We start from the raw sequence: 25,083 nt of genomic DNA on the forward strand, positions 1-25,083 counted from the left end.
CCCCTCCATCCATGCATCAACTTCGCGCCCTGCGTGCGGCTTTTTCTGGCCGCTGGACCTCTCATGCCCTGAGCGCCGTGGCGCTGGCCACGCTGGCGGCTTGCGGCGGTGGCGGCAACAACAACAGCATTCCCTTCATTCCGGCACCTGCCCCGGCGCCCGCCCCTGCGCCCGCCCCGGCACCGGCACCCGCTCCGGCCCCCGCGCCCGAACCCACGCCCACCACCATTTCGCTGAGCCTGCTGGGCCGCCACGAGACGGGCATCTTCGAGCAGAGCGCCGCCGAGATCCCGGCCTATGACCCCGAGAGCAAGCGCGCCTTCGTGGTCAATGCACAGAAGGGCATGCTCGACGTGATCGACCTGAGCAACCCGGCCGCGCCGCGCCATGTGGGCGAGATCCGCACGCAGGACCTGCGCGCCAGCGCCGAGGCCAACAGCGTGGCCGTGGCCAACGGCATCGTGGCCGTGGCCGTTCAGGACGCCGTGAAGACCAACCTGGGCTTCGTGGCGCTGTACCGCGCCTCCGACATGGGCCTGCTGGGCCAGGTCCCCGTGGGCGCGCTGCCCGATATGCTGACCTTCACGCCCGACGGCAAGACCCTGCTGGTGGCCAACGAAGCCGAGCCCAGCGACGACTATTCGATCGACCCCGAAGGCTCGATCAGCATCATCGACGTGACCGACCCCAAGGCGCCGACCGTGCGCACGGCCGACTTCAAGGCCTGGAACGGCAAGGAAGCCGAGCTGCGCGCCCAGGGCGTGCGCGTGTTCGGCCCCCGTGCCACGGCGGCGCAGGACTTCGAGCCCGAGTACATCACCGTCTCGGCCGACGGCAAGACCGCCTGGGCGGCGCTGCAGGAAAACAATGCGCTGGCGAAGATCGACATCGCCAGCGCCAAGGTCACGGCCATCACGCCGCTGGGTTTCAAGGACCACGGCCTGGCAGGCAATGGCCTGGACGTGACGGACACCGACGGCAAGGCCGAGATCAAGACCTGGGCCGGCCTGCGCGGCGTGTACATGCCCGACGCCATCGCCTCGTACAGCGCGGGCGGCAAGACCTACATCGTGTCGGCCAACGAGGGCGATTCGCGCGCCTGGGGCGAAGGCAATGACGCCTACTGGGCCGGCGACGCCAGCAAGGGCTTCGTCGAGGAGTTCCGCGTCAAGCACTTGGTGCACAACAGCGGCTTCGACCGCCGCCTGACCGAAGGCGACCTGCCGCCGCAACTGCGCGCGCTGGCCGCCGGCGCGGTGCTCAACCCCGACGTGTTCGGCTACTGCGGCGCGACCTGGGACCTGACGGCCGGCACGGCCTCGTCGGGTGCCTGCCGCGACGACAACAACCTGGGCCGCCTGACCGTGACCTGGACGCTGGGCTATCAGCAGAACGCCGACGGAACGCCCAAGCTCAAGCGCCTCAATGGCCGCGACGTGCTGGTCTACGACGCGCTCTATGCCTTTGGTGGCCGCTCCTTCTCGATCTGGGACGAAGAGGGCAAGCTGGTGTGGGACTCGGGTGACCAGCTGGAGAAGAAGCTGGCCGAACTGCTGCCCGACTTCTTCAACTCGGACCACGCCGAAACCGCGTTTGACAACCGCAGCGACAACAAGGGTCCCGAGCCCGAGGGCGTCGCGCTGGGCAGGATGGGCGACAAGACCTTCGCCTTCATCGGCCTGGAGCGCATCGGTGGCGTGATGGTCTACGACATCACCAACCCCGCCGCGCCGGTGTACGTCACCTACGTCAACAGCCGCGACTTCACCGTCACCGAGCCCGGCGCGAGCGCCGAGGCGCTGAAGAAGGCCGGCGACCTCGGCCCCGAAGGCCTGGCCTTCGTGCCGGCCGCCAAGTCGCCCAACGGCAAGCCGCTGCTGATCGTGGGCAATGAAGTCAGCGGCACCACGGCTGTCTACCAGATCGACGCAACGTACTGATCTCAGGCCGGGCCAAGGCTTCGGTGCCTTGGCCCGTCGCCTGCGCGACAGCGCGAATGCGGCGCCCCCAGTGCACGGCACTGCGGGCGTCGTTGTGCATGGGGACAGCCCCGATTGCCGGTCAAGGAGGCTGGCGGCCCAATGGCCCTTTACTCCACGATTCGGAAGCTGTTCATGATTCGTCGTTCCTTGCTGGGTGTGGCCGCGCTCTCGCTGGCTGCCACGATGGTGTCTCCGGTCCAGGCGCAGGCCTGGAGAACCTTCCCCGAAAAGCCCATCAAGCTGATCATTGCCTTCCCGGCAGGCGGGCCCACCGACATCACCATGCGCGCGCTGGCCGACAACGCCTCCAAGGTGCTGGGCCGGCCGGTGATCGTGGAGAACAAGCCCGGCGCCGGCGGCACCCTGCCGGCCCAGGCGCTGCAGGGCGCGCCGGCCGACGGCTACACCGTCGCGCAGATCCCGCTGGGTGTGTTCCGCCTGGGCTACACCACCAAGATCAACTGGGACCCGGTGCAGGACATCAGCTACGTGATCAACGTCACGGGCTACGCCTTCGGCATCGTGGTGCCCACCGACAGCCCGATCAAGAACTGGGCCGACTTCGTCGCCTATGCCAAGGACAACCCGGGCAAGCTCACCTACGGCTCCACGGGCACCTTGACCAGCCCGCACCTGACCACCGAGCTGGTGGCGCAGCAGGCCGGCATCACGCTGCAGCATGTGCCCTACAAGGGCAACGCCGACCTGATGCAGGCCATCATGGGCGGGCATGTGATGGCCGCGGCCGACAGCACGGGCTGGGCGCCTTTCGTCGAAGCCGGCAAGCTGCGCGTGCTCAACACCTGGGGCGCCAAGCGGCTGGGCAAGTTCCCCGATGCGCCCACGCTCAAGGAACTGGGCTACGACGTCGTGCAGAACTCGCCCTTCGGCATCGGCGCGCCCAAGGGCACGCCGCCCGAGGTGGTGCAGCGCCTGCACGATGCCTTCAAGAAGGCCATGGAAGACCCGAGCTACCTGCTGGCACTGGCCAAGTACGACATGCTGCCCGACTACAAGAGTTCGGCCGACTACACGCAGTTCGCCAAAGACACCGTCTCGCGCGAGAAGGTGCTGATCGAGAAGCTGGGGCTGGCCAAGGCCCCCTGAGAAGGTGCGCACGGCCGGGGCGAGTGCGCGCGGGGCCGCATCGCGGACAATGCCGCCTTCCCTCCCATCCTCCGGACCGGCTTGCCCCGCAGGCTGCGCAACAGTGGCAGAACGACCGACCGCGGGCACGCGCCGAGCCCTTTCCCAGAGCGCCCCGGCCGCTGCGGCCGCAGACCCGAGCGGCCCCACGCGCCGGCGCAGCGCGCGAGCGCGCGGCGAGCCCGGCCTGGAGTCGCGCATCCTCGAGGCGGCGCTGGAAGAGTTCGCCGAGCATGGCTTTGCCGGCGCGCGCATCGAGCGCATCAGCGCCGGCGCCGGCACGGTCGACCGCATGCTGTACTACTACTACGGCAACAAGGAGCGGCTGTACCAGGCGGTGCTCGAACAGGCCTACGCGCAGATGATCAGTGCGCAGCGCAGCTTCGTGACGCCCGAGGACCCGGTGGCCGCCATGCGCCAGCTGGTCGAGCATTCATGGGACCACTACGCCAGCCACCCGCACCTGGTGCGCCTGCTGATGAACGAGAACCTGCTGCGCGGGCGCCATGTGCAGCAGTCCGAGCAGGTGGGGCCCACGTCCTTCCCGCTCGTCGAGACCGTCAAGACGGTGCTTGAAGCCGGCCAGGCGCGCGGCGTGTTCCGCGCCGACGCGCAGGCCACGCAGGTGCTCATGACCATCATGTCGCTGGGCTTCTTCTACCTGTCGAACCAGCACACCTGCTCGAGCTGGATCGGCGTCGACCTGATGACCCGCACGCGCCGCAACGGCTGGCGCGCCCACATCTGCACGGTGGTGCTGGACTACCTGAGTGCGCCGGCGGAACCGGGGCCCATTGCGGCGGCAGCACCGGCCATTGTCAAGAAAACGGTGCGAAAGTCAGGGGCTTGAGCCTTGTCGCATAAAGAATTTCACTGTATTTTTCGATTTTCGAGAATAGCAGTGAAATGACCGCCATCATCGAGAACAGCGAGAGTCAGAAGCGGCAGTACGTCGATGCTGAAAGCGTCTTCGATGAACTGCGCCGGGTAAGACAGGCGGCGACCCAGACCCGCGGCGGCATGATCTGGCGTGAGATTTCCGGTGGCAGATACCTGATCCGCACCTCGCCCAAGGGGGCCCACAAATCGCTGGGTCCCGACAGCGCCGAGACCCGCAAGATCTTCGAGCAATTCACCGCGCGCAAGGGCGAGGTCGCGCAGCGCCTGTCCATCATCGAGAAGGCGGCCGAAGAGCAGCGGCGCCTGAACCGTGCCTTGCGTGTCGGGCGGGTTCCGAGCATCGTGGTCCGGGTTCTGAACGCGCTCGACGCAGCCGGTCTCTCGGCGCATTTCACCGTGGTTGGAACCCGTGCGCTGTACGCCTATGAGAGCGCCTGCGGTGTGCGCTTCATGCCCCAGGCCATGGCCACGCGCGACATCGACCTGCCCCTGGACACCCGCAAGCATCTGGCCTTCCTGTCACGGATGAAGGAGGCCGACGCATCTTTTCTCGGACTGCTCAGGAAGGTCGACAACACGTTTGTGCGTCTTGAAGAGCGCAAGGAAACAGCACGCAATGCCGAGGGTTTCGAAGTCGACGTGATTCGCCGCGTGGCCAGGGATGGCGACCCGCATCCCCTGCGCCTGAGCGATCAGGAAGACGACATCTGGGCCGTGCAGGCCACCACGGGGGCTCGCATCCTCGCCGCGCCCGCCTTTGACCAGATGGTGGTCGGCACCAATGGCGAGATGGCGATGATGCACACGATGCATCCGCTGCATTTCGTCGAGACCAAGCGCATGCTCGCGAGCCTGCCTGCGCGCGATCCGTTGAAGAGTTCGAAGGATCGACTGCAAGCTGACCTGGTGGAGGCACTCGTTCGCTCGCACATGCCGCAGTACGCGACCGAGCTGCCCGACCGGCGATGAGCGCCGATGCCGCCTGGCTCCACGCGCGCGGCCTGCAGATCAAGACAAGCGTTGCCCTCAACCAGGAGGGCGGCCAAGCGCCTCCCAACTCTCGCGCACAAAGCGCGCAATCGCCGCGTTCTGTTCGATCAGCGAGAAGCGCGCGTTGTGCGCGTAGTCGGGCAGGTTGATCATTTCGGTGGTGATCCAGCGCAGCGGTGAATCCGCATGCGTGTGGTGATGCGTGAGCACCTTGCGCACCACCTCGCGCGTCATGGCTGTGGCGCCGGCCTGCCAGGGGGAATGCCATTGGCCGGGCGCGGGCTCGGTGAAGGGGTAGAGGATGCCGCGGCCCGGCTGGCCTGCGCGATACGGGAAGATCGAATGCTCGGGCACGGCGGCCACGGCGTTCGTCGGGTCCTGCACCGACCAGATGTTGCGCGGCCCGTTGGGCGCCACGCTGCGCACCTGCAGCCAGCGCACGATGCCCATCTGGAGCCACTGGTCGACGAAGTTGCCGGGCGCGAAGGGGTCGAGCACCGCGCCCGCATCGCCGAGCAGGCCGCAGATGGCCAGCTCCTGCGCGTTGCCGATCTTGAAGATGGCATGGCTGTAGTCGAGCGTGAGCCAGAAGGGAATGCCGCGCTTGCGCACCGCCTCGGCCACGGGCGCGATGCGGCGCGGGTCTTCGCTCCACATGTTCACGTGGTATTCCAGCGCGGGCTCCACGCCATGAGCCAGCCCCAGGTCCCAGGCGCGCAGGTAGAAGTCGACCACCTGCGCGTTGCTGATCGGCCGGCCTTCGCTGTCGTGCCAGTACAGCATGATGTTGTGCGTCTTCGCGCCCACTTCGGCTGCGAGCTTGAGCTTCTGCGGCAGCAGCGCGTCGTCGCGCCCCAGCGCATAGAACCAGCTGGCCGTGCGCACGGGCAGCCCGGTTTCTGCCATGCAGCGCTGGTAGGCAGGCAGCTCGGCGGCGCCGGGAAGCCGGTCGAAATAGTCGAAGGCGCCGGCCTCGCGCACCAGGCGGAACTGCGCTTCGATGGGCGCTTCGGTCAGCGAGACCGGCTGCGAAAGGGAAGAGGCCTGCGCGCCGCGGCCATTGCAGCCAATGGGTGGCAAGCTGCGCGCGGCAGCGTGATATGCGCTCATGCCGGGTTGCGCAGCTTGCGGATCAGTGCCTCGTCGGGCTGCAGCTTGCTGCCGTCGATGTAGGTGCCCGCGGGCATCACGCCCTTGCCGTCCTTGCGCGCGGTGCGGCCCACGTAGATGCCCAGGGTGGACTGGTTGTCCTGCGGGCGGAACCGGGCCGGGCCGAAGGGCGTGCTGAACTCCAGGCCCTTGAAGGCTTCGATCATCTTCTCGGTGTCGGTGGAGCCAGCCTTCTGGATGCCCGCGGCCAGCGCCTTGACCGTCGCATAGCCCACCACCGAGTTCAGCCGCGGATAGTCGTTGTACTTCTTGCGGTAGGCCTCGATGAAGGCCTTGTGCTCCGGCGTGTGGATGCTGGCGTAGGGGTAGCCGGTCACGATCCAGCCTTCGGGCGCGTCGTCCTTGAGCGGGTCCAGGTACTCGGGCTCGCCGGTCAGCAGGCTCACCACCTCGCGGCCCTTGAACAGGCCGCGCGTGTTGCCTTCGCGCGCGAGCTTGGTCAGGTCGCTGCCGAACATCACGTTGAAGATCGCGTCGGGTTTGGCGTCGCCGATGGCCTGCACCACCGAGCCGGCGTCGATCTTGCCCAGCGGCGGCGCCTGCTCGGCGACGAATTCCACATCGGGCTGCAGCTTCCGGAGCCTTTCCTTGAAGGCCGCCACGGCCGCCTGGCCGTATTCGTAGTTGGGGTAGATCAGCGCCCAGCGCTTCTTCCCGAGCCTGGCCGCCTCTTCCACCACCGATGCCGACAGCGCGTAGGTGCCCGAGCGCAGCCGGTAGGTGTAGCGGTTGCCGCTGTCCCACACCACCTTGTCAGACAGCGGGCCCGAAGCCAGGAAGAAGGTCTTGCGCTGCTTGGCGAAGTCGGTCAGCGCCAGGCCCACATGCGACAGCGTCACGCCGGTCAGCACCTCCACCTTCTCGCGCGTGAGCAGCTCTTCGGCGATGCGCACGGCTTCGCCCGGGTTGGCGTTGTCGTCCCGGAAGATGGTCTCGAGCTTGCGTCCGCCCAGCACGCCGCCCGCGGCGTTGACCTCTTCCTGGGCCAGCAGCCAGCCCTGGCGGTAGGGAATGAGGTTCTGCGGCAGCGCCTTGTAGCTGTTGATCTCGCCGATCTTCAGGGGCTGCTGCGCCTGCGCAGGCACGGCGGCCCAGCCCAGGCATCCGGCCAGCAGCGCGGCAGCAGTGAAGCGAAATGGGGTCATGGCAAGCTCCTCGTCGTGGGGTGAGGTGGGGGTGTGAAGGGGGGCGCTTCAGTGCGCGTTGCCGGCGGCCATTTCGTCGACGATGCGGCGCATCTTGATCGACGAGGCATCCAGGCTCAGGTGGATGCGCTTCCAGTCGCGCGGCTTGTCCTCGTTGCGCTGGATGGCTTCGAGCACGGTCTTGTCTTCGTTGAAGGCCAGGCGCAGGTTGGCTCGCAGGCGCTCGTCCACGGCCGCGTCGGCCGGCGAGTTCTTCAGGCACAGCCAGTGCTGCACGCAGCTGCGCTGGTCCACCGGCGTGATGAAGTGGCAGGCGTACATCTGAATGCAGTCCTCGCGATTGCCCTCGGGCGCGCCCGTGCCCGTGCGGGCGGAGCCGAAGTCGATCACCGCGATGCTGGGCGCGTGGTAGTGGTAGTAGTGCCAGCGGTCCACGTTGGCGCCGCCGAAGTCCTTCAGGCCCTGGAAGACCGGAATCAGCGGGCCGTCGATGACCCAGCGCCAGGTCACGACCTTGTTGCCCTGGCGCTCGTGCATGACGCGCGTTTCCTCGCGGCCCGTGCTGGCCAGCGTGGTCTTGTGCACGTAGACCACGTGCGTGGGGTCGCACAGGTTGTCGGCCAGGTTCAGGTAGTTGGCCTGCACCGGCAGCGCATCGCCCTCGACCACGCTGTAGTCGGGGTCGTCGTAGGCGGGCAGATGAAAGACCTCGTTGCGATCGGCCTTGGCCGCATCGCCCATCCAGACCCAGACCATGCCCATGCTTTCGGCCGTGGGGTAGCTGCGCACGGCCGCGCCCGTGGGCGCGCGCGCCATGCCGGGGGCGGCCACGCACTGGCCTTCGCAGTCGAAGCGCAGGCCGTGGTAGCCGCATTCGACCGTGTCGTCCTTGAGCGTGCCCAGCGACAGCGGCGCCAGGCGGTGCGGGCACACGTCTTCGAGCGCGGCCACCTGGCCCTGCTGCGTGCGGTAGACCACCAGGTCCTGTTCCAGCACGCGGCGTTGGGCCAGGTTGCGGCCGATGTCGCGGGACCATGCCAGGGGGTACCAGGCATCGTAGGCATAGAGGGCTGTCATCGTGAGGGGCTCCTTCGGCGGCACAGGCCGCAGCACCGGTTCGGGCTCGATCTGCATCAAGCACATCCTGTGCCGGATGTTAGGTAAGTACTTTCTCCATTTTTATGGAGAAAACACTTACTTGTGGTGCATCGAAGGGGGCTGGCGCGGGTGGCCGACGCCGGCCTGGTGCATGGGCCGCCCGCGGCCGGGGCGGCCCGTTTTCACCGGCAGCGCGCTCAGGCCCGTCGGCCGATCAGCAGCAGGCCCAGCAGCGTGGCCCCTGCAAAGGCTGCCCCGGCGACGAAGGTGGCCTGGTAGCCCAGCCAGTCCCACAGCGCGCCAGCCAGCACGCTGGCCAGCAGCAGGGCCACGCCGGTCATCAGGTTGAACATGCCGAAGGCCGTGCCGCGCAGCGCGGCCGGTGCGCTGTCGGCGATGAGGGCGCCGAACACGCCCTGCGTGAAGCCCATGTGCAGCCCCCACAGCACCACGCCCACGCCGAGCCCGGCCCAGCCCGGCGCCCAGGCCAGCACCAGGTCGGCCATGATCAGCAGCACCAGCCCCGCCATCAGCATGGCGCGCCGCCCCAGCCGGTCCGACAGCAGGCCCGCCGGATAGGCCGAGAGCGAGAAGGCCAGCGCCATGAGCACCAGCACGCCGGGCGCCCACAGCGGCGGCAGGCCCAGGGCCTGCGCGCGCAGGATCAAAAAAGCTTCCGAAAAACGCGCCAGCGTGAAGACCACGGCCACGCCCACCACGGCCCAGTAGGGGCGCTGGAGCTGCGCGAGGGCCGCGCGGCTCAGTGGTGCGCGCACGGGCTTCACGTCGGCCGGGCGCTCGGGTTCGCGCACGCCCAGCACCAGCACGGCGATGGCCAGGAAGGCCGGGATCACCGCCACCCAGAACACCGTCTGGAAATTGCTGGCCGTCAGCCACATCAGCACGATGGCCAGCAGCGGGCCGAGGAAGGCGCCGAAGGTGTCCAGGGTCTGGCGCAGGCCGTAGGCGGCGCCGCGCAGCTCGGGCGGCGTCACGTCGGCCACCAGCGCGTCGCGCGGCGCGCCGCGGATGCCCTTGCCGATGCGGTCGATGAAGCGCGCGCCGATCAGCCATTCCAGGCCGGCGGCCATCGGGAACACGGGCTTGGTCAGCGCGCCCAGGCCGTAGCCCACCACGGCCAGCAGCTTGCGCTTGCCCAGCCTGTCGCTCAGCGCGCCGGAGAAGACCTTGGTGACGGAGGCCGTGGCCTCGGCGATGCCTTCGATCAGCCCCACGGCCAGCACCGAGGTGCCCAGCACGGCCACCATGTAGATGGGCAGCAGCGCGTGGATCATCTCGGAGGAGATGTCCATGAACATGGACACGAAGCCCAGCGCCCACACGGTGCGCGGCACGGCACGGGGGCCGGTGGCGGGCGCTGCCGCCTGCTGGCGGGCGTCAGCGGTTTTCATCGTTGGCCTCGAAGACCTGGCGGGCATAGGCATCCAGCACGGCTTCGCAGTCGCGCAGCCGGCGGGCGGCTTCCTCGGCGCGGGCGGCGCCGTAGAAGTCGAGCTTGTGGATCTTTTCGAACCAGCTCTGCAGCTTCTTGAGGTCGGTGTCCTCTTCCTCCAGCTCGGCATAGGTGAACTTCTTCTTGGCCACTTCCTTCGCGATCTCGGCCTCGAAGTCGGCACAGCGGCCGATGAACTCGCCGTACTGCTCGTCGCGGTCGGCCTTGAAGCGCTCCAGCACCTTGGCCTGCTGGCCAGCGTCCAGCGCCGCGGTTTCCAGGATCACGCAGTCGCCGCCCATTTCGCTGACGTCATTCGCCAGCATCTTGAGCCGGCGCATGTGGTCGTCGGTCTTGGGCAGCAGGCACACGCCGCTTTGCAGGTACACGGCGCCCATGCCCTTGAGCTTGCGCCACAGCGCGATGCGCCGCGTGGTGGGTTCGGCCGGGACTTTGTAGGTCATCAGCAGCCAGTTCAACGAATCCATTCCTGCCTTTCGGATGAAACCATGGTTGCATCAAGTTTAGGTGGGGTCGTTGGCTGCGAATGTGTCAGTCCGTCATGGAAGGTGGGCGCGCGAAAAAAAACCGGCCAGTGGCCGGTTCCTTGCGCGGGCGGCTTGTGCGCCCGCTTTCCTGTTCTTCTTTCTCTTTCAGATGCCGACCACCGACACCGCCTTGGTGTTCAGGTAGGCCTCCATGGCCTCGGGGCCGCCTTCGGTGCCGTAGCCCGAATCCTTGATGCCGCCGAAGGGCAGCTCGGCCGAAGGCGTGGCGGGCTGGTTGATCCACAGCATGCCGGCTTCCACCTTGCTCGAGAGCAACTGCACGTTCTTGAAGGACTTCGTGAACGCATAGGCGGCCAGGCCGTAGGGCAGGCGGTTGGCTTCGGCAATGGCTTCTTCCAGTCGGTCGAAGGCGCGGATGCCGGCGATGGGGCCGAAGGGTTCGTTGTTGAACAGGTCCGAGTCGGTGCCCAGGTTGCTGATGATGGTGGGCGCGAAGAAGTTGCCGGCTTCGCCCACTTGCGCGCCGCCGGTCAGGACTTCTGCGCCGCGCTGGCGCGCGTCTTCCACCACCTTGGCCATGGCCGTCACGCGGCGCGGGTTGGCCAGCGGGCCCAGCGTGGTGCCTTCGGCCAGCCCATCGCCGAGCTTGAGCGCCTGGGCGTGCTGCGTGAAGGCCTTGCTGAACTCGTTGACCAGGCTGCTGTGCACCAGGAAACGGGTGGGCGAGATGCAGACCTGGCCGGCGTTGCGGAACTTGGCCGCACCGGCAGCCTTCACGGCCAGCGCCACGTCGGCGTCCTCGGCCACGATCACGGGGGCGTGGCCGCCCAGTTCCATGGTCACGCGCTTCATGTGCTGGCCGGCCAGCGCGGCCAGCTGCTTGCCCACGGGCGTGGAGCCCGTGAAGGTGACCTTGCGGATCACCGGATGCGGGATCAGGTATTCGGAGATCTCGGCCGGATTGCCGAAGACCAGGCCCACCACGCCCGGCGGAATGCCCGCATCGACGAAGCAGCGCAGCAGGGCGGCCGGCGCAGCGGGCGTTTCTTCGGGCGCCTTGCACAGGAAGGAGCAGCCCGTGGCCAGCGCGGCGCCGATCTTGCGCACGATCTGGTTGACCGGGAAGTTCCAGGGCGTGAAGGCGGCCACCGGGCCCACGGGCTCCTTGATCACCAGTTGCTGCGCGGCCACGTTGCGGCCCGGCACGATGCGGCCGTACACGCGGCGGCCTTCGTCGGCGAACCATTCGATGATCTCGGCGCCGGCGTTGACTTCACCGCGGGCCTCGACCAGCGGCTTGCCCTGTTCCTGCGTCAGCAGGCGGGCGATGCTGTCGGCGCGCTCGCGCAGCAGGCCGGCGGCGCGGCGCATGACGGCCACGCGCTCATAGACCGACATGTCGCGCCAGACTTCGAAGCCCTTCTGCGCCGCGGCCAGCGCGCGGTCCAGGTCGGGGATGCCCGCATGGGCCACGGTGCCGATCACCTGGCCGGTGGCCGGGTTGCGCACGTCGATGGTCTTGCCGCTGGCGGCATCGACCCATTCATTGGCGATCAGCAGCTGGACGTTGGGGTAGGAGGCGGTCATATCGGTCGTGTCTTCCAGGAAGTGAGGCGGGACGTCGATAGCGGCGCGCGGCGCAAGAAGGAGGTGCAGGCGCCCGCGTGCCAGAGAAAGCCCTGCATCCTACCCACAAGCATGCGCGGCTGCAGCGTGCGCGCCGCACCCCCGCGCCGGGCGGGGTCAACGCGCGGCCAGGATGGCGCGGGCCACTTCGATGAAGCCGGCGCCGCGCTCGCCGGCCGTGACGTAGCGCGGCAGGTGCGACAGCTGCGGCACGAAGCGCGCGATGTTGGCCACGCCGATGCTGTGGGCAAAGGCCTGGAACATGAGCTGGTCGTTGGTGGAGTCGCCCACATAGGCCCAGCGGTCCATCTCGGCGTGCAGGTCGCGGCCCCACAGCTCGCGCACGATCCAGCTGGCGCCTTCGCGCTTGTTGTGCGCGCCGAACCAGCCGTTCACGTGGATGCTGCTCACCGTCGCATGCATGCCTGCGCCGCGCATCGCCTGCACCACCGTATCGATCTGCGCCTGCGACAGCTGCACGAACTCACTGTGGTCGATTGCGATGTCGCATTCGCGACCGGCCGAATCGGTGGCGCGGCGCGCGCCGGGAATGTCGCGCTCGATCTGCGCCAGCACCTGCTGCATGCGCGCGTGGTTGGCCGCGCGCGTGGCCGCGTCCTGCTGGTAGCGCCGGTCCAGCGAGCCATCGGCCTGCGGCACCAGCGCCATCGCGCCGTTCTCGGGCACGATCGCATCGACCGGCCAGGCGGCCGCGAAGGGCTCGCTCCAGCCCACGGGCCGGCCCGTGATCGGAATGACGTGCAGGCCCGCCGCCTTCAGCGCGCCCAGCGCCTGCACCACCGCGGGCGGCACGGCGCCTTCGGTGGTGAGGGTGTCGTCGATGTCGGTGAACAGGCCGATGAGGCCGCGCCGCTCATCGAGCGGCCAGTCATGCAGGGGGCGCACGCCGGCTCACCCCGCCGTCTGCAGCGCCAGCCCCGCATGCTCGCGCAGCGGGTGGAAGTGGATCTTCGGAAAGCGCTCCTGCGCCAGCCGCACGTCATACGGCGAGGTGCACAGGTAGGCCAGCGTGTCGGCCGCGTCGCGCGCCATGCGCAGCGGGTAGGCGTTCTCGAACTCGCGCAACTCGGCCGGCGTGTCGGCCGTGATCCAGCGCGCCGCGGTGTACTGGCAGCCTTCCAGGCGGATGTCGCAGTCGTACTCGGTGTTCAGGCGGTGCTGCACCACTTCGAACTGCAGCTGGCCCACGGCGCCCAGCAGCATGTTGCCGCCGGCCTCGGGCTTGAAGACCTGGATCGCGCCTTCCTCGCCCAGCTGCATCAGGCCCTGCTGCAGCTGCTTGGTGCGCAGCGGGTTCTTGAGCACCACGGTCATGAACATCTCGGGCGCGAAGAAGGGCAGGCCGGTGAACTGCAGGCTGGGGCCGTCGGTGATCGAGTCGCCCAGCTGCACGCCGCCGTGCGTGGTGAAGCCGATGATGTCGCCCGCATAGGCCTCTTCCACCGCCTCGCGGCGCTGGCTCATGAAGGTCACGACGCTGGTGGGCCGCAGCTCCTTGCCGGTGCGCTGCACCTTCATCTTCATGCCAGGCTGGTACTTGCCCGAGGCCACGCGCACGAAGGCGATGCGGTCGCGGTGGTTGCTGTCCATGTTGGCCTGCACCTTGAAGACCACGCCGGCGAAGTTCGCGTCGTCGGGCCTGACGGTGCGCTCCTCGCGGTTGCGGTTCACCTCGGCAAAGGCCAGGCGCGGGCCGGGCGGGGGCGACATGTCGACCACCGCGTCCAGCACTTCCATCACGCCGAAGTTGTTCACACCCGAGCCGAAGAACACGGGCGTGAGCTTGCCCGCGAGGAAGGCCGCATGGTCCCATTCGGCCGAGGCGCCCTGGGCCAGCTCCATGCTTTCCAGCGCATCGTCGAAGGCCTGGCCGAAGCGCGCGCGCAGCTTGTCCGCGTCGGCCAGCGGGATGGTCTCGAAGTCCTGCGGGCGCTTTTCGCTGCCGGCGGTGAACACCGTCATGCTCTGCGTCTGCAGGTTGATGATGCCGCCGAAGTTCTTGCCCTGGCCCACGGGCCAGGTGATGGGGCAGCAGGGCATGCCCAGCTCGCGCTCCACTTCGTCCATGATGTCCAGCGGGTCACGCACCTCGCGGTCCATCTTGTTGACGAAGGTGATGATGGGCGTGTCGCGCTGGCGGCAGACCTCGATCAGACGCCGCGTCTGCGATTCCACGCCGTTGGCCGCGTCGATCACCATCAGCGCCGAATCGACGGCCGTGAGCACGCGGTAGGTGTCTTCCGAGAAGTCCTTGTGGCCGGGCGTGTCGAGCAGGTTGATCACATGGTCGCGGTAGACCATCTGCATCACCGACGAGGCCACCGAGATCCCGCGCTGCTTCTCGATCTCCATCCAGTCCGAGGTGGCGTGGCGGCTGGCCTTGCGGCCCTTCACCGCGCCGGCGATCTGGATCGCGCCCGAGAACAGCAGCAGCTTTTCCGTCAACGTCGTCTTGCCGGCGTCGGGGTGGGAAATGATGGCGAAGGTGCGGCGGCGGCGGGTTTCGGCGGCGTAGGGGGATGACACGGCGGGGTTCCTGGCGGACGGGGCGCGCGAAAAAGCAAAGCCCGCGATTATCGGCGCCCCGTGCTTTTTCAGTCGAAGTGGTCGACCGTGTCCGGGTCCGGCACGTCACCGATGGCTTCGCGCGTGGCCTGGGCCTGGGTGTGCAGCCAGGCGCAGAAGTCGCGGATCTCGGGCCGCTGCGCGCTGCGCGGCGCCACGATCAGCCAGTAGGTCATGGGCGAATCCAGCCGGTGCTGCGGCAGCACTTCCACCAGGTCGCCGTTGGCCAGGCTTTCCGACACCAGCGTGCTGCGCGCCAGCACCACGCCCTGGCCTGTGAGCGCGGCCTGCGCCATCTGGTAGGCGTAGTTGAAGTACAGCCAGCGCCGGGGCTGGGCCTTGGGCAGGCCGTGGGTGTCGAACCAGCGGCGCCAGGTCAGCCACTGCAGGTGGCTGCGGTGCGCGTCGCCGGCCTCGATCAGCGTGAAACCCACCACGTCCTTGGGCTCGCGGATGGGCGGGCTGCTCTTGATCAGCCAGGGGCTGGCCACGGGCGTGAGGCTCTCGCCGAACAGCCGGAAGGCGCCCTGCGGCATGTTCTCGGGCGGGCCGTAGCGCAGCGCGATGTCGATGTCGGTCACCTCCAGGTCCACCGCCGTGTCGGTGGCGTCGATGCGTATGTCGATGTCGGGATGCTCGCGCTGGAAGGCCTCCAGCCGCGGGATCAGCCACATCGAGGCGAAGGAGGCGAAGGTGGTCAGCGACACGCTGCGCCGCCCTGCGCTCTGGCGGATCTGCCGCACTGCGCCGTCGATGCGCGGCAGCGACTGCTGCACCGCCAGCAGCAGCTGCGCGCCGGCCGTGGTCAGCTCCACCGCGCGCGTGTGGCGCAGGAACAGGGGCACGCCCACCTCGTCCTCCAGCGACTGGATCTGGCGGCTCACGGCCGACTGGGTGAGCGCCATTTCCTCGGCCGCGGCGCGGAAGTTCAGGTGCCGGGCGACGGCCTCGAAGGCGCGCAAGTAGCCCGCGCCGACGGGGCGGCTGCGCAGATGGGTCTGGGAGTGCTGCATGGCGTGGACGCGGGGCGCCAGGGGCGCATTGATGCGTAAAGCGAATTATTGGCGCATTTGCTTTTCATTGGACCGCGCGGGCAGCGATCGCGATCATCTGACCCGTGCCGTGCGATATCCGTTCCTTGAGAAGCGCGGCCATTGATGACCAATCTGGAGTTCACCATGACCGCCCTCAACGCCTGCAGCACCGTTTCGGCCTCTTCCCTGGCACTGCCCGGCCGCGTGCCCGCGGTCCCCGCTGTGCCGCCCGCGGTGCGCAGCGGCGCCTGGCAGCTGCAGGCGGGGCAGGCCACCACCTTGCAGGCCCGCCACGCCCATGTGCTGCATGTGCGCCAGGGCCGGCTCTGGGTGACGATGGACGCCACCGCCACCTGGGGCAGCGAAGACCTGGTGCTGGGCCCGGGCGAGCGCCTGACGGTGCCCGCCGGCCAGCGGCTGGTGATGGAGCCCTGGGACGGCTTCGGCGCCACCTGGAGCTGGGACCGCGTCGCCTGAGGGGGTGTCGGCGCGCGCCTGACAGCGCTGTGAGCGCCGTCTGCAGCGCCGACGCGACCTGCGCCCACAACGCCAGCCCCGGGCCACCGGCAGCCTGGGGCCGCTGGCGGGGCGAGCATGGTTGTCATGTCTCGCCCCAATGACCGCCCCTCCCTGTCGCTGCTGGCCCAGAGTGTCGAGCCGCCCGCCCAGTGCGGCACCTGCCTGCTGCATGAGCTGCACGATGTCTTCCTGCCGGCCTCCGACGAGGAACGGCAGGCGATCGCCGCCTTTCGCTCCGGCACGCGCAACGTGCGCGCGGGCGGCCTGATCATCGAAGAGCGCGAGCGCAGCTCGCACCTGTACACGCTCTACAGCGGCTGGGCCTTCCGCTTCAAGACGCTCAGCGACGGCCGGCGCCAGATCCTGCACTTCCTGCTGCCGGGCGACCTGATGGGCCTGCAGGACGAATTCGCAGAAGGCCGCACGCATGGCGTGCAGGCGGCCACCGACGTGCGCCTGTGCGCCTTCCCGCGCGAGCGGCTGTGGAGCTTCTTCCACACGCAGCCCAAGATGGGCTACGCCATCACCTGGCTGGCCGCCCGGGAGGAAAAGATGCTGGACGACGCGCTGGTCAGCAACGGCCGCCGCGCCGCCAGCGAGCGCGTGGCCATGCTGCTGATGCACCTGTTCCGCCGGGCCGAGCATCTGGGCATGACCGAGGGCCAGCGCCTGGCCTTTCCGTTCAACCAGCAGCACATCGCCGATGCGCTGGGCCTGTCGCTGGTCCACACCAACAAGACCCTGCGCAAGCTCAGCCGCGCCGGTCTGCACCGGCTGGAAGGCGGCGTGCTGGAGATCCTGGACCCGCACGCGCTGGCGCAGCTGGGCGACTACTTCGAGCGGCCGATACGGCCGGTGCCGGTGCTTTGACCAGCCAACGGGCCGCTCAGCCGGGATCGGCGGCCACCGCGGGTGCTGCGCGCAGGGCCTGCACGTCGCGTGTGTAGTCCTGCAGCCGCTGCACGGCCCGCGCGCGCTGCTCGGGGCTGGTGCCGGCGTGCAGGGCCGCGAAGTCGGCGCACCCTTCGTTCCACAGCGCCTGCTGCTGCTCGCGCCAGGGGCCTGGGGGCGGCAGGGCCAGGCGGTCCAGGTAATCCGCCAGCGCGCGGCGCGCGGCGGCCTCGCTCACGGGGGCCGCTTGCCAGCCGCGCAGCAGCGCCAGCAGTTCGGCCTGCCGGCGGCGGCGCTCGGCGTCGAGCAGGGCCGCATCGAAGCGCGAACGCGCCAGCGCCGCGCGCAGCTGGCTGCGCTGGGCCTCGCTGAGCCGGCCGTAGAAATCCTCATAGCGCTTGCGCTGCTCGTCATAGCGGCGCGCCTGCTGCTGCGCGGGGCTGCGCGCCAGCCAGTCGCTGTGGAACTCCTCGTTGCTGCGGGCCTGGCGCTCGGCCAGGGCCTCGGTCTGGGCCGGCCCCAGCCGCAGGGCGATGCGGGCGGCCGGCGCCTCGGCCATGGCGCCGGCGGCGCGCAGCCGCGCACGCACGGCTTCGCCGAAGCGGCAGGCCTGCTCGGGCGTGATCTCGCCCGCGGCCAGCGTCTGGGCCTCCTCGAGCAGCGCGGCCAGGCGCGGCAGTTCCTCCTGGCGGTGCCGCGCCTGCCATTGCGCCAGCGCCTCGCGCACCTGCGGCGACTGGGTGCTGTCGAAGTCCAGATGGCGGTCCAGCCACCAGTAGGCCAGCGTGGGCAACTGCTCGTAACCCAGGCGCACCGTGCTGCAACTGGCCAGTACGGCCGCGACACACAGCACATTGATAATCCGCGCCAACCTGCGCGCCCCTGCGCGCCCCTGATGGGCCCGGCCGTTCGAGCGAGCGGTGGCCCGCGTTTTCAGATGAGGCATTTGCTGTGATTCCTGCCAGCCATTCCCCCGAAGCCATGCACGAAGCAGGCCCTGTCGACGTCGTCATCATGGCGGCCGGCAAGGGCACGCGCATGAAAAGTCGTCTGCCCAAGGTGCTGCACCGTCTGGCCGGCAAGCCGCTGCTGGCGCATGTGGTGGACACCGCGCGCCGCCTGGGCGCCCGGCGCGTGGTGCTCATCACCGGCCATGGCGCGCAGGAAGTGGAGTCTGCCGTGCGTGGCTGGGAGCCACAAGCCCAGGGCCTGGCCTTCGCGCGCCAGTCGCCGCAGCTGGGCACGGGGCACGCGGTGCAGCAGGCGCTGCCGCACCTGGGGAATGACGACGGCACTGCGGACGACGGCACCGTGCTGGTGCTCTCGGGCGACGTGCCGCTGATCGCCGAAGACACGCTGCGCGCGCTGCTGCAGGCCAGCGGCGGAGAGCGGCTGGCGCTGTTGACCGTGGAGCTGGACGACCCCACGGGCTATGGCCGCGTGGTCACGGCGCCTTCGGGCGGCGTGCGCGCCATCGTCGAACACAAGGACGCGAACGAGGCCCAGCGCGCGATCCGCGAGATCTACAGCGGCGTGATGGCCGCACCCGCCGCGCGGCTGCGCCACTGGCTGGGCCAGCTGCGCAACGACAACGCGCAGGGCGAGTACTACCTGACCGACGTGGTGCGCATGGCGGTGGACGAGGGCATGGCCGTGGTCGCGCAGCGCACCACCGACGAGCTGCAGGTGACCGGCGTGAACAGCCCCGTGCAGCTGGCCGCGCTGGAGCGCGCCTGGCAGCTGCGCGAGGCCCGGCGCCTGATGGATGCCGGCGTGCGCCTGGCCGACCCGGCGCGCTTCGACCTGCGCGGCGAGCTGCACTGCGGCCAGGACGTGGAGATCGACGTCAACTGCGTGTTCGAAGGCCAGGTGCAGCTGGGCGAGGGCGTGCGCATCGGCGCGCACTGCGTGATCGCCAATGCCCGCATCGAGGCCGGCGCGGTGATCCACCCCTTCACGCACATCGACGGCGGCAAGCCCGAAGGTGTGAAGGTGGGCCCGGGCGCGCTGGTGGGGCCGTATGCGCGCCTGCGCCCCGGCGCGCAGCTGGGCGCCGAAGTCCACATCGGCAACTTCGTCGAGGTCAAGAACAGCCGGCTGGCCGACGGCGCCAAGGCCAACCACCTGGCCTACCTGGGCGACGCGAACGTGGGCGAGCGCGTGAACTACGGCGCCGGCAGCATCACGGCCAACTACGACGGCGCCAACAAGCACCTCACCGTGATCGAGGCCGACGTGCACGTGGGCAGCAACTGCGTGCTGGTGGCGCCGGTCACCATCGGCGCGGGCGGCACCATCGGCGGGGGCTCCACCATCAGCAAGAACACCGAGCCCGGCGCGCTCACGGTGGCGCGCGCGCGGGCCGTGAGCTTTGCCAACTGGCAGCGACCCAAGAAGGCGCCCAAGGCCTGACGAGGCCGCGGCGAAGCGCTGCCGCGCCTACTTCAGGCGCGACAGCAGCACGATGCCGCTGAGCACCACCAGCCCGCCAGCCATCTGCAGCGGGCTGATCCACTGCCCCAGCACCAGCCAGCCGAACAGCAGGGTGGCCACGGGCTCCATGTTCATCACGGGTGCGTTGCGCGCCATGTCCAGCCGCGGCACCAGGATGAACAGCACGATGAACGCCGTGCAGTAAAGCGCCATCAGGCAGGCCAGGCCGGTCCAGCCCGTGGCGTCCTGCGGCCAGGCCAGGCCGCCGGGCACCAGCCCCGCCAGGCCCGCGAGCGCCATCGAGATGCAGACCGTGCCCATGGTGTAGAGGCTGCGCACGGCGCCCGGCAATGCGCGCAGGTGCTTGTCGGTGACCCAGATGCTCAGCGCAAAAGCCACTGCCGCGCCCAGCGCAAAGCCGATGCCTTCACCCCAGGCCGTGCCGTCGCCGGCGGCGCCCCGGGCTTCAGCCAGGCGCGCCGGCACGTCCAGGGCCAGCAGCAGGCCCACAAGGATGATGCCCATCACGCCCCAGGCCGCCCGCGTGGGCCGCGCGCCGCCGCTGGCCCAGGTCAGCAGCGCCAGCAGGATCGGAAAGCTGTTGGAGACCAGCAGCGCCAGCGCCACCGGGATGCGCGCCACGGCGGAGTACAGGCACAGGCTCTGCACGGCGATGAGCAGGCCCAGCACCAGTTGCCAGCGCCGCGCAGGCGGCGGCAGCCCGAGTGCATCGCGCCGCCAGGCCACCAGCAGCGCCAGCACGAGCAGGGTGAGTCCCGCCCGGCAGAGGATGGCCGTGAGCAGCCCGGTGCCGTTGTCGAAAGCCAGCCGCGCCGCCACATGGTTGGCCGCGAAGCCGCAGGCGACGGCGGCCAGCACGAGCATGGCGGTGGGGCGGGGCAGGGGGGTGGATGCGGTCATGGCGAAGCCGGCCGGGCCGGCGCTTCCTTCTTGTTCTGGCGTGCGGAGATGGGCGCTCGAAGGCGAGGCCGTATCAGTGCGCTTCGGTGCGCGGCAACGGTAGCAGCGTCTGGAACTTGGCGCGTTTGACGCTGAAGAAGGCCTTCACGTTGCGCACGTTGGCGTCGGCCGTGAACAGGCGCTGCACCAGTGCGTGGTAGGCCGGCATGTCGCGCACCGTCACCACCAGCATGAAGTCCGGCCCTGGCGAAACCCGGTAGCACTGCTGCACGGCCGCATCGGCGCAGGCGCGGTCCTCGAAGCCCTGCAGCGATTCGGCATCCTGGCGGTCGAGCACCACCTCGACCAGCGCCGTCAGCACTGCGCTGCCCAGCCGGTCGGCGGCGAGCAGCGCCACCTGGCGCTCGATCAGACCCAGTGCGCGCAGCCGCTGCACGCGGCGCAGGCAGGTGGGCGGCGACAGGTGGCAGTCGGCCGCCAGCTGCTGGTTGGTGCGCGAGGCGTCCTGCTGCAGGGCGTCGAGCAGGCGCAGGTCGATCTCGTCCAGTGATGAAAATTCCATAAATAGTTATTTGATGGAATAAAAATCCATCACAGGGGTTCGATGCAATTATTGGTCAAAGAGAAGCCAAATTCGGATACTTTTGTCATGCGGCTCGTCCTAGCATCCGCCCCATCGTTTTTTCCCCCAACCAGGAAACCACCATGTGCGGCATCGTCGGCGCCACTTCGCATCGGGACATCGTGCCCATCCTCGTCCAGGGCCTGTCGCGCCTGGAATACCGCGGCTATGACTCCTGCGGCGTCGCCGTGCAGGCCGAGGGGCTGCAGCGTGCGCGCACCACGGCCCGCGTGGCCGACCTGATGACCCAGGTCGAGCAGGACCGCGTCCAGGGCCTGACGGGCATCGCCCACACGCGCTGGGCCACCCACGGCGCGCCCGAGGTGCACAACGCCCACCCGCACTTCAGCCACGGCATTGGCCAGGCGCCCGACGTGGCCACCCGGCCCGCGCGCATCGGCCTGGTGCACAACGGCATCATCGAGAACCACGAGAGCCTGCGCGCCGCCCTGCAGGCCAAGGGCTATGTGTTCGCCAGCCAGACCGACACCGAGGTGATCGCGCACCTGATCGACAGCCTCTACGACGGTGACCTCTTCGAGGCCGTGCGCGCGGCCGTGGCGCAGCTGACGGGTGCCTACGCGATCGCCGTGATCTGCCGCGACGAGCCGCAGCGCGTGGTGGGTGCGCGTGCCGGCTCGCCGCTGGTGCTGGGCGTGGGCCAGGGCGAAGGCGGCGAGAACTTCCTGGCCAGCGATGCCATGGCGCTGGCCGGCGTGACCGACCAGATCGTGTACCTGGAAGAGGGCGACCTCGCCGACCTGCAGCCGGGCAAGTACTGGATCGCGGGCCGCGACGGCCGCCCCGTGCAGCGCAAGGTGCGCACGGTGCATGCCCACAGCGGCGCGGCCGAGCTGGGCCCGTACCGGCACTACATGCAAAAGGAAATCTTCGAGCAGCCGCGCGCCATCGGCGACACCCTCGAAGGCGTGCTGGGCGTGGCGCCCGAGCTGTTCGACGGCGCACCGCATGACGGCCAGAGCGGCGCCAGCGCACACCGCGTGTTCCAGGAAATCGACAAGGTGCTGATCCTGGCCTGCGGCACCAGCTACTACAGCGGCTGCGCGGCCAAGTACTGGCTCGAGAGCATCGCGAAGGTGCCCACGCAGGTGGAGATCGCCAGTGAATACCGTTATCGCGAATCGGTGCCCGACCCCAAAACGCTGGTGGTCACCATCACCCAGAGCGGCGAAACCGCCGACACCCTGGCCGCGCTTCGCCACGCGCAGAGCCTGGGCATGGAACACACGCTGACCATCTGCAACGTGGCCACCAGCGCCATGGTGCGCGAATGCAAGCTGGCCTACGTCACGCGGGCTGGCGTGGAGATCGGCGTGGCCTCGACCAAGGCCTTCACCACGCAGCTGGCCGGCCTGTTCCTGCTGACGCTGGCGCTGGCCCAGGCCAAGGGCCGGCTCAGCGAAGCCGAGGAGGACGAGTACCTGCACCAGATGCGCCACCTGCCCGTGGCCCTGCAGTCCGTGCTGGCGCTGGAGCCGCAGATCATCAGCTGGGCCGAGGATTTCGCGCGCAAGGAAAACGCGCTCTTCCTGGGCCGCGGCCTGCACTACCCCATCGCGATGGAAGGCGCACTCAAGCTCAAGGAAGTGACCTACATCCACGCCGAGGCCTATGCCGCCGGCGAGCTCAAGCACGGCCCGCTCGCGCTGGTCACCAGCGACATGCCCGTGGTCACCGTTGCGCCCAACGATGCGCTGCTCGAAAAGCTCAAGAGCAACCTGCAGGAAGTGCGCGCGCGCGGCGGCGTGCTCTACGTACTGGCCGATGCCGACACCCACATCGACAGCAGCGAAGGCCTGCACGTGATCCGCATGCCCGAGCACTACGGCCAGCTGTCGCCGCTGCTGCACGTCGTGCCGCTGCAGCTGCTGGCCTATCACACGGCCTGCGCGCGCGGCACCGACGTGGACAAGCCGCGCAACCTGGCCAAGAGCGTGACGGTGGAGTGAGAAGGGCGCGCGGTGCCGCCATGCTGCCAGCGCGGCAGCGGGCGGGCACTGCCTGGACTCAGCCCGCGCGCAGGCTGTCGATCAGCTCGATGTACTGCTGCTTGGCGGCCTCGGCCGACAGACCCTTGTTCTTGGTCCAGGCGTCCCACTTGGCGCGGGCCACGATGTCGCTGAAGCTGGGCTTCTTCTCAGCGTTGTCGCCGGCCGTGGCCTGCTTGAACAGGCCGTAGATCTTCAGCAGGGTGGGGTTGTCGGGCTTGGCCGGCAGTTGCAGGGCATGGGCCTGGGCGGCTTCGAAGCGGGCGTTCAGATCGTCGGACATGCTCAGAGCGTTGAAGAAGGAAAAAGAAGGCGTGATTGTGGGGCCGTGCCTGCGTGCGGCCTGTCAGCGCCCCGCCCGCCCCGGCTCAGTCCTGCAGGCTCTGCCGCGCGAGTTCCTGGTCCAGCCGGGTGCGCATGTCCAGCGGCTCGATGGCGGCAGCGGCTTCATAGAGCCGGGTGGCTTCGTCCAGCCGCTCCTGGCCGTGCAGTGCCAGCAAGGCCCGCGCGTATTCGATGCGGCCCATGATGGAGCGGGGGTTGAGCGTCAGGCCGCGCTCGAACAGGGCCTGCGCTGCGTCCGCATGCACGCCGTAGGTCATGCGCCCCACCAGCGCGCCGACCTTGTCGATCACTTCGGCGTGGAAGGTGCCCAGCGCGAAATGCGCGTCGGCATGGCCCGGCTGCACGGCCAGCAACTGCTCCAGCGTGGTCTTGATCTGGTTGCCCAGCCCCTTGGCGAGCGCGCGGGCCACGCTGACGGCCTGCGCATGGCGGCCCAGCGCGAAGGCCAGCCAGTAGAGCGCGCCGGGGTCCTCGGGCTGCGCCTGGAGCTGTTCCTGGGCCCGCGTGGCGACCTGGCGCAGCAGGGCCAGGCGCGTGGCATCGCGGGGCTCCACATAGCAGGCATAGGTGGCGGTGCTCTGGTTGAGCAGGGCCTGCCCGGCCGGGCCTTGCGCCTGCGCCAGTGCTGCGGCCTGGGCGAAGTCGCCGTTGTGGAAGGCGGCCCAGCCGGGCAGCAGTGCGGTGTCGGGCGGCGTGGTTTCGCTCGGGTGCAGCTCGGGCCAGAGGGCGCGCACCTGCTCGGGGCCGAAGCGCCGCGGCGGCGTGAGCGTGCTGCGCAGCCAGGCTTCGGGGCGCAGCCGTTGGGCTTCGCTGGGGGTCAGCAGCGGCAGCGCCGAGGCGGGGCTGGAGCGGGCCAGGGTGCTCATGGGGCGCTTTCCTCGGTCGGGCTGTAAGGGGGTTGGAGGGGCAAGGTCAATGAGACAGGGCTGCGGCGTCCAGCGCCACGGCGGCCCCGGGCTGCTGCTGCCAGTCGCCGCGTTCGGCCGGCACGTAGGGGGCCAGCAACTGCAGGATGTGGGCGGCGCCGCGGGCCAGGGTCAGTGGCGCATGTGCGGGCTCCAGGGCTTCTCGCGGATCGCTTGCATATTCATAGTTGAGCCAGAAGCTCAGCAGCACCACCATGTTGCGCGCCAGCATGCCGGCTTCTTCTTCGCCCAGCACCAGTTGGCCGCTGGCGGCCAGCCGGCGCAGCAGCACGCGCAGCGCGGCTTCCTGCGTGCGCAGCATGGTCTGCAGGCGGGCTTCGAAATGCCGGCTCTTGCTCAGCAGGTCGTTCAGGTCGCGGTACATGAATCGATAGCGCCAGACCAGCGCCATGAGCGCACGCACCAGCTCGGCCGCACCCTCCAGGTCGCCGGCCACATCGGCCCGGCCCAGCGCCTGCTGAAGCTCCGCTTCGCAGTCCTGCTGCAGGCGGTTGATCAGCGCGTCTTTGGCCGGGTAGTGGTAATAAAGGTTACCGGGGCTAATTCCCAGCTCCGCTGCAATGCGTGTGGTGGAGACGTTGGGCTCGCCAAAGCGATTGAACAGCTCCAGCGTGCTTTCGAGGATGCGTTGTGCCGTGCGTCTGGGCGCCTTCTTCGTCATGGGTCCCCCGTGTTGTCTCTTTGGGCCACTCTACCCCATCACTCCTGCGCCGACTTGCTGCGCTGCGGCATCCGCAAGGCCTTTGCCAGAGGACTTTGTTGCAAGCCGCGCGCTACA

Annotated in this window: 23 protein-coding genes; 8 read left to right on the forward strand and 15 right to left on the reverse strand. The window is 69.1% G+C overall.

Annotated features, from left to right (window positions below):
- The first annotated feature begins 11 nt into the window (after positions 1 to 11).
- The 4 genes from PGB34_RS15385 to PGB34_RS15400 all read left to right on the forward strand — a co-directional run bounded on the left by PGB34_RS15385 (position 12) and on the right by PGB34_RS15400 (position 4,997).
- The gene (locus PGB34_RS15385) at positions 12 to 1,940 is read left to right on the forward strand and encodes a choice-of-anchor I family protein (protein ID WP_271428983.1); all 1,929 of its coding nucleotides are present in this window, start codon (positions 12 to 14) and stop codon (positions 1,938 to 1,940) included.
- Between the two features lie 174 nt (positions 1,941 to 2,114).
- Complete coding sequence (locus PGB34_RS15390; RefSeq protein ID WP_271428984.1) at positions 2,115 to 3,089, forward strand: Bug family tripartite tricarboxylate transporter substrate binding protein; 975 nt, start codon at positions 2,115 to 2,117, stop codon at positions 3,087 to 3,089.
- Between the two features lie 103 nt (positions 3,090 to 3,192).
- A complete protein-coding gene (locus tag PGB34_RS15395) occupies positions 3,193 to 3,978 on the forward strand; it encodes a TetR/AcrR family transcriptional regulator (RefSeq protein WP_271428985.1) in 786 nt (261 codons plus the stop codon).
- A gap of 56 nt (positions 3,979 to 4,034) precedes the next feature.
- Positions 4,035 to 4,997 (forward strand): GSU2403 family nucleotidyltransferase fold protein, encoded by a 963-nt coding sequence (locus PGB34_RS15400; RefSeq protein WP_271428986.1) that lies wholly within the window; start codon positions 4,035 to 4,037, stop codon positions 4,995 to 4,997.
- A gap of 57 nt (positions 4,998 to 5,054) precedes the next feature.
- Here PGB34_RS15400 and PGB34_RS15405 read toward each other — a convergent pair whose 3' ends face one another.
- The 9 genes from PGB34_RS15405 to PGB34_RS15445 all read right to left on the reverse strand — a co-directional run bounded on the left by PGB34_RS15405 (position 5,055) and on the right by PGB34_RS15445 (position 15,618).
- Positions 5,055 to 6,128 carry a sugar phosphate isomerase/epimerase family protein gene (locus PGB34_RS15405; protein ID WP_271428987.1) on the reverse strand — a complete coding sequence of 358 codons (1,074 nt, stop codon included), beginning with the start codon at positions 6,126 to 6,128 and terminating at the stop codon, positions 5,055 to 5,057.
- Positions 6,125 to 7,333 carry an ABC transporter substrate-binding protein gene (locus tag PGB34_RS15410; protein ID WP_271428988.1) on the reverse strand — a complete coding sequence of 403 codons (1,209 nt, stop codon included), beginning with the start codon at positions 7,331 to 7,333 and terminating at the stop codon, positions 6,125 to 6,127. The genes PGB34_RS15405 and PGB34_RS15410 overlap by 4 nt, the downstream gene beginning before the upstream one ends.
- A gap of 48 nt (positions 7,334 to 7,381) precedes the next feature.
- Complete coding sequence (locus PGB34_RS15415) at positions 7,382 to 8,410, reverse strand: aromatic ring-hydroxylating dioxygenase subunit alpha (protein ID WP_271428989.1); 1,029 nt, start codon at positions 8,408 to 8,410, stop codon at positions 7,382 to 7,384.
- A gap of 218 nt (positions 8,411 to 8,628) precedes the next feature.
- Positions 8,629 to 9,843, reverse strand: coding sequence for an MFS transporter (locus PGB34_RS15420; RefSeq protein WP_271428990.1), 1,215 nt, complete (start codon positions 9,841 to 9,843; stop codon positions 8,629 to 8,631).
- Positions 9,830 to 10,348, reverse strand: coding sequence for a Chromate resistance protein ChrB (locus PGB34_RS15425; protein WP_271428991.1), 519 nt, complete (start codon positions 10,346 to 10,348; stop codon positions 9,830 to 9,832). Before PGB34_RS15425 ends, PGB34_RS15420 begins: the two co-directional genes overlap by 14 nt.
- 189 nt (positions 10,349 to 10,537) lie before the next feature.
- Entirely contained in the window at positions 10,538 to 11,980 is a 1,443-nt protein-coding gene (locus PGB34_RS15430) for an NAD-dependent succinate-semialdehyde dehydrogenase (protein ID WP_271428992.1), read from the reverse strand.
- A 156-nt stretch (positions 11,981 to 12,136) separates the two neighbouring features.
- Positions 12,137 to 12,925: an HAD-IIB family hydrolase gene (locus PGB34_RS15435; protein WP_271428993.1), complete on the reverse strand. Its 789-nt coding sequence runs from the start codon at positions 12,923 to 12,925 to the stop codon at positions 12,137 to 12,139.
- A gap of 6 nt (positions 12,926 to 12,931) precedes the next feature.
- Entirely contained in the window at positions 12,932 to 14,566 is a 1,635-nt protein-coding gene (locus PGB34_RS15440; protein WP_271428994.1) for a peptide chain release factor 3, read from the reverse strand.
- Between the two features lie 68 nt (positions 14,567 to 14,634).
- Positions 14,635 to 15,618 carry a LysR substrate-binding domain-containing protein gene (locus tag PGB34_RS15445; protein WP_271428995.1) on the reverse strand — a complete coding sequence of 328 codons (984 nt, stop codon included), beginning with the start codon at positions 15,616 to 15,618 and terminating at the stop codon, positions 14,635 to 14,637.
- A 165-nt stretch (positions 15,619 to 15,783) separates the two neighbouring features.
- Here PGB34_RS15445 and PGB34_RS15450 point away from each other — a divergent pair, with 165 nt between their 5' ends.
- Positions 15,784 to 16,116, forward strand: a complete 333-nt coding sequence (locus PGB34_RS15450) for a DUF2917 domain-containing protein (RefSeq protein WP_271428996.1) — start codon at positions 15,784 to 15,786, stop codon at positions 16,114 to 16,116.
- A 126-nt stretch (positions 16,117 to 16,242) separates the two neighbouring features.
- The gene (locus PGB34_RS15455; RefSeq protein WP_271428997.1) at positions 16,243 to 17,028 is read left to right on the forward strand and encodes a Crp/Fnr family transcriptional regulator; all 786 of its coding nucleotides are present in this window, start codon (positions 16,243 to 16,245) and stop codon (positions 17,026 to 17,028) included.
- A 16-nt stretch (positions 17,029 to 17,044) separates the two neighbouring features.
- Here PGB34_RS15455 and PGB34_RS15460 read toward each other — a convergent pair whose 3' ends face one another.
- The gene (locus PGB34_RS15460) at positions 17,045 to 17,902 is read right to left on the reverse strand and encodes a DUF6279 family lipoprotein (RefSeq protein WP_271428998.1); all 858 of its coding nucleotides are present in this window, start codon (positions 17,900 to 17,902) and stop codon (positions 17,045 to 17,047) included.
- Positions 17,903 to 18,030: 128 nt separating this feature from the next.
- Here PGB34_RS15460 and glmU point away from each other — a divergent pair, with 128 nt between their 5' ends.
- Positions 18,031 to 19,461: a bifunctional UDP-N-acetylglucosamine diphosphorylase/glucosamine-1-phosphate N-acetyltransferase GlmU gene (gene glmU / locus PGB34_RS15465; protein ID WP_271428999.1), complete on the forward strand. Its 1,431-nt coding sequence runs from the start codon at positions 18,031 to 18,033 to the stop codon at positions 19,459 to 19,461.
- Positions 19,462 to 19,488: 27 nt separating this feature from the next.
- Here the strand turns inward: glmU and PGB34_RS15470 are convergent, their stop codons facing one another.
- Both PGB34_RS15470 and PGB34_RS15475 read right to left on the reverse strand, forming a co-directional pair.
- On the reverse strand, positions 19,489 to 20,403 hold the full coding sequence (locus PGB34_RS15470) for an EamA family transporter (RefSeq protein ID WP_271429000.1): 915 nt from the start codon (positions 20,401 to 20,403) through the stop codon (positions 19,489 to 19,491).
- A 73-nt stretch (positions 20,404 to 20,476) separates the two neighbouring features.
- Positions 20,477 to 20,965, reverse strand: coding sequence for an Lrp/AsnC family transcriptional regulator (locus tag PGB34_RS15475; protein ID WP_271429001.1), 489 nt, complete (start codon positions 20,963 to 20,965; stop codon positions 20,477 to 20,479).
- A 143-nt stretch (positions 20,966 to 21,108) separates the two neighbouring features.
- Between PGB34_RS15475 and glmS the strand changes: the two genes are divergently transcribed.
- The gene (gene glmS / locus PGB34_RS15480; protein WP_271429002.1) at positions 21,109 to 22,995 is read left to right on the forward strand and encodes a glutamine--fructose-6-phosphate transaminase (isomerizing); all 1,887 of its coding nucleotides are present in this window, start codon (positions 21,109 to 21,111) and stop codon (positions 22,993 to 22,995) included.
- A 58-nt stretch (positions 22,996 to 23,053) separates the two neighbouring features.
- Here glmS and PGB34_RS15485 read toward each other — a convergent pair whose 3' ends face one another.
- From PGB34_RS15485 to PGB34_RS15495, 3 genes are all read right to left on the reverse strand, one after another.
- On the reverse strand, positions 23,054 to 23,317 hold the full coding sequence (locus tag PGB34_RS15485) for an acyl-CoA-binding protein (RefSeq protein ID WP_271429003.1): 264 nt from the start codon (positions 23,315 to 23,317) through the stop codon (positions 23,054 to 23,056).
- An 85-nt stretch (positions 23,318 to 23,402) separates the two neighbouring features.
- On the reverse strand, positions 23,403 to 24,245 hold the full coding sequence (locus PGB34_RS15490; RefSeq protein WP_271429004.1) for a tetratricopeptide repeat protein: 843 nt from the start codon (positions 24,243 to 24,245) through the stop codon (positions 23,403 to 23,405).
- 46 nt (positions 24,246 to 24,291) lie between these two features.
- On the reverse strand, positions 24,292 to 24,966 hold the full coding sequence (locus tag PGB34_RS15495) for a TetR/AcrR family transcriptional regulator (RefSeq protein WP_271429005.1): 675 nt from the start codon (positions 24,964 to 24,966) through the stop codon (positions 24,292 to 24,294).
- Between the last annotated feature and the right edge of the window lie 117 nt (positions 24,967 to 25,083).

This window comes from Xenophilus arseniciresistens (assembly GCF_028023875.1).
Classification (GTDB): Bacteria; Pseudomonadota; Gammaproteobacteria; order Burkholderiales; family Burkholderiaceae_C; genus Xenophilus; species Xenophilus arseniciresistens.

Bases quoted from the DNA above. Each gene is read 5' to 3' on its own strand.
- glmS (WP_271429002.1), top strand. From the start codon at position 21,109: ATGTGCGGCATCGTCGGCGCCACTTCGCATCGGGACATCGTGCCCATC.
- PGB34_RS15450 (WP_271428996.1), top strand. From the start codon at position 15,784: ATGACCGCCCTCAACGCCTGCAGCACCGTTTCGGCCTCTTCCCTGGCA.
- PGB34_RS15400 (WP_271428986.1), top strand. From the start codon at position 4,035: ATGACCGCCATCATCGAGAACAGCGAGAGTCAGAAGCGGCAGTACGTC.
- PGB34_RS15385 (WP_271428983.1), top strand. From the start codon at position 12: ATGCATCAACTTCGCGCCCTGCGTGCGGCTTTTTCTGGCCGCTGGACC.
- PGB34_RS15475 (WP_271429001.1), bottom strand. From the start codon at position 20,965: ATGGAATTTTCATCACTGGACGAGATCGACCTGCGCCTGCTCGACGCC.
- PGB34_RS15445 (WP_271428995.1), bottom strand. From the start codon at position 15,618: ATGCAGCACTCCCAGACCCATCTGCGCAGCCGCCCCGTCGGCGCGGGC.
- PGB34_RS15470 (WP_271429000.1), bottom strand. From the start codon at position 20,403: ATGACCGCATCCACCCCCCTGCCCCGCCCCACCGCCATGCTCGTGCTG.
- PGB34_RS15405 (WP_271428987.1), bottom strand. From the start codon at position 6,128: ATGAGCGCATATCACGCTGCCGCGCGCAGCTTGCCACCCATTGGCTGC.
- PGB34_RS15410 (WP_271428988.1), bottom strand. From the start codon at position 7,333: ATGACCCCATTTCGCTTCACTGCTGCCGCGCTGCTGGCCGGATGCCTG.
- PGB34_RS15495 (WP_271429005.1), bottom strand. From the start codon at position 24,966: ATGACGAAGAAGGCGCCCAGACGCACGGCACAACGCATCCTCGAAAGC.
- glmU (WP_271428999.1), top strand. From the start codon at position 18,031: ATGCACGAAGCAGGCCCTGTCGACGTCGTCATCATGGCGGCCGGCAAG.
- PGB34_RS15430 (WP_271428992.1), bottom strand. From the start codon at position 11,980: ATGACCGCCTCCTACCCCAACGTCCAGCTGCTGATCGCCAATGAATGG.
- PGB34_RS15415 (WP_271428989.1), bottom strand. From the start codon at position 8,410: ATGACAGCCCTCTATGCCTACGATGCCTGGTACCCCCTGGCATGGTCC.
- PGB34_RS15455 (WP_271428997.1), top strand. From the start codon at position 16,243: ATGTCTCGCCCCAATGACCGCCCCTCCCTGTCGCTGCTGGCCCAGAGT.
- PGB34_RS15420 (WP_271428990.1), bottom strand. From the start codon at position 9,843: ATGAAAACCGCTGACGCCCGCCAGCAGGCGGCAGCGCCCGCCACCGGC.
- PGB34_RS15490 (WP_271429004.1), bottom strand. From the start codon at position 24,245: ATGAGCACCCTGGCCCGCTCCAGCCCCGCCTCGGCGCTGCCGCTGCTG.
- PGB34_RS15390 (WP_271428984.1), top strand. From the start codon at position 2,115: ATGATTCGTCGTTCCTTGCTGGGTGTGGCCGCGCTCTCGCTGGCTGCC.
- PGB34_RS15485 (WP_271429003.1), bottom strand. From the start codon at position 23,317: ATGTCCGACGATCTGAACGCCCGCTTCGAAGCCGCCCAGGCCCATGCC.
- PGB34_RS15425 (WP_271428991.1), bottom strand. From the start codon at position 10,348: ATGACCTACAAAGTCCCGGCCGAACCCACCACGCGGCGCATCGCGCTG.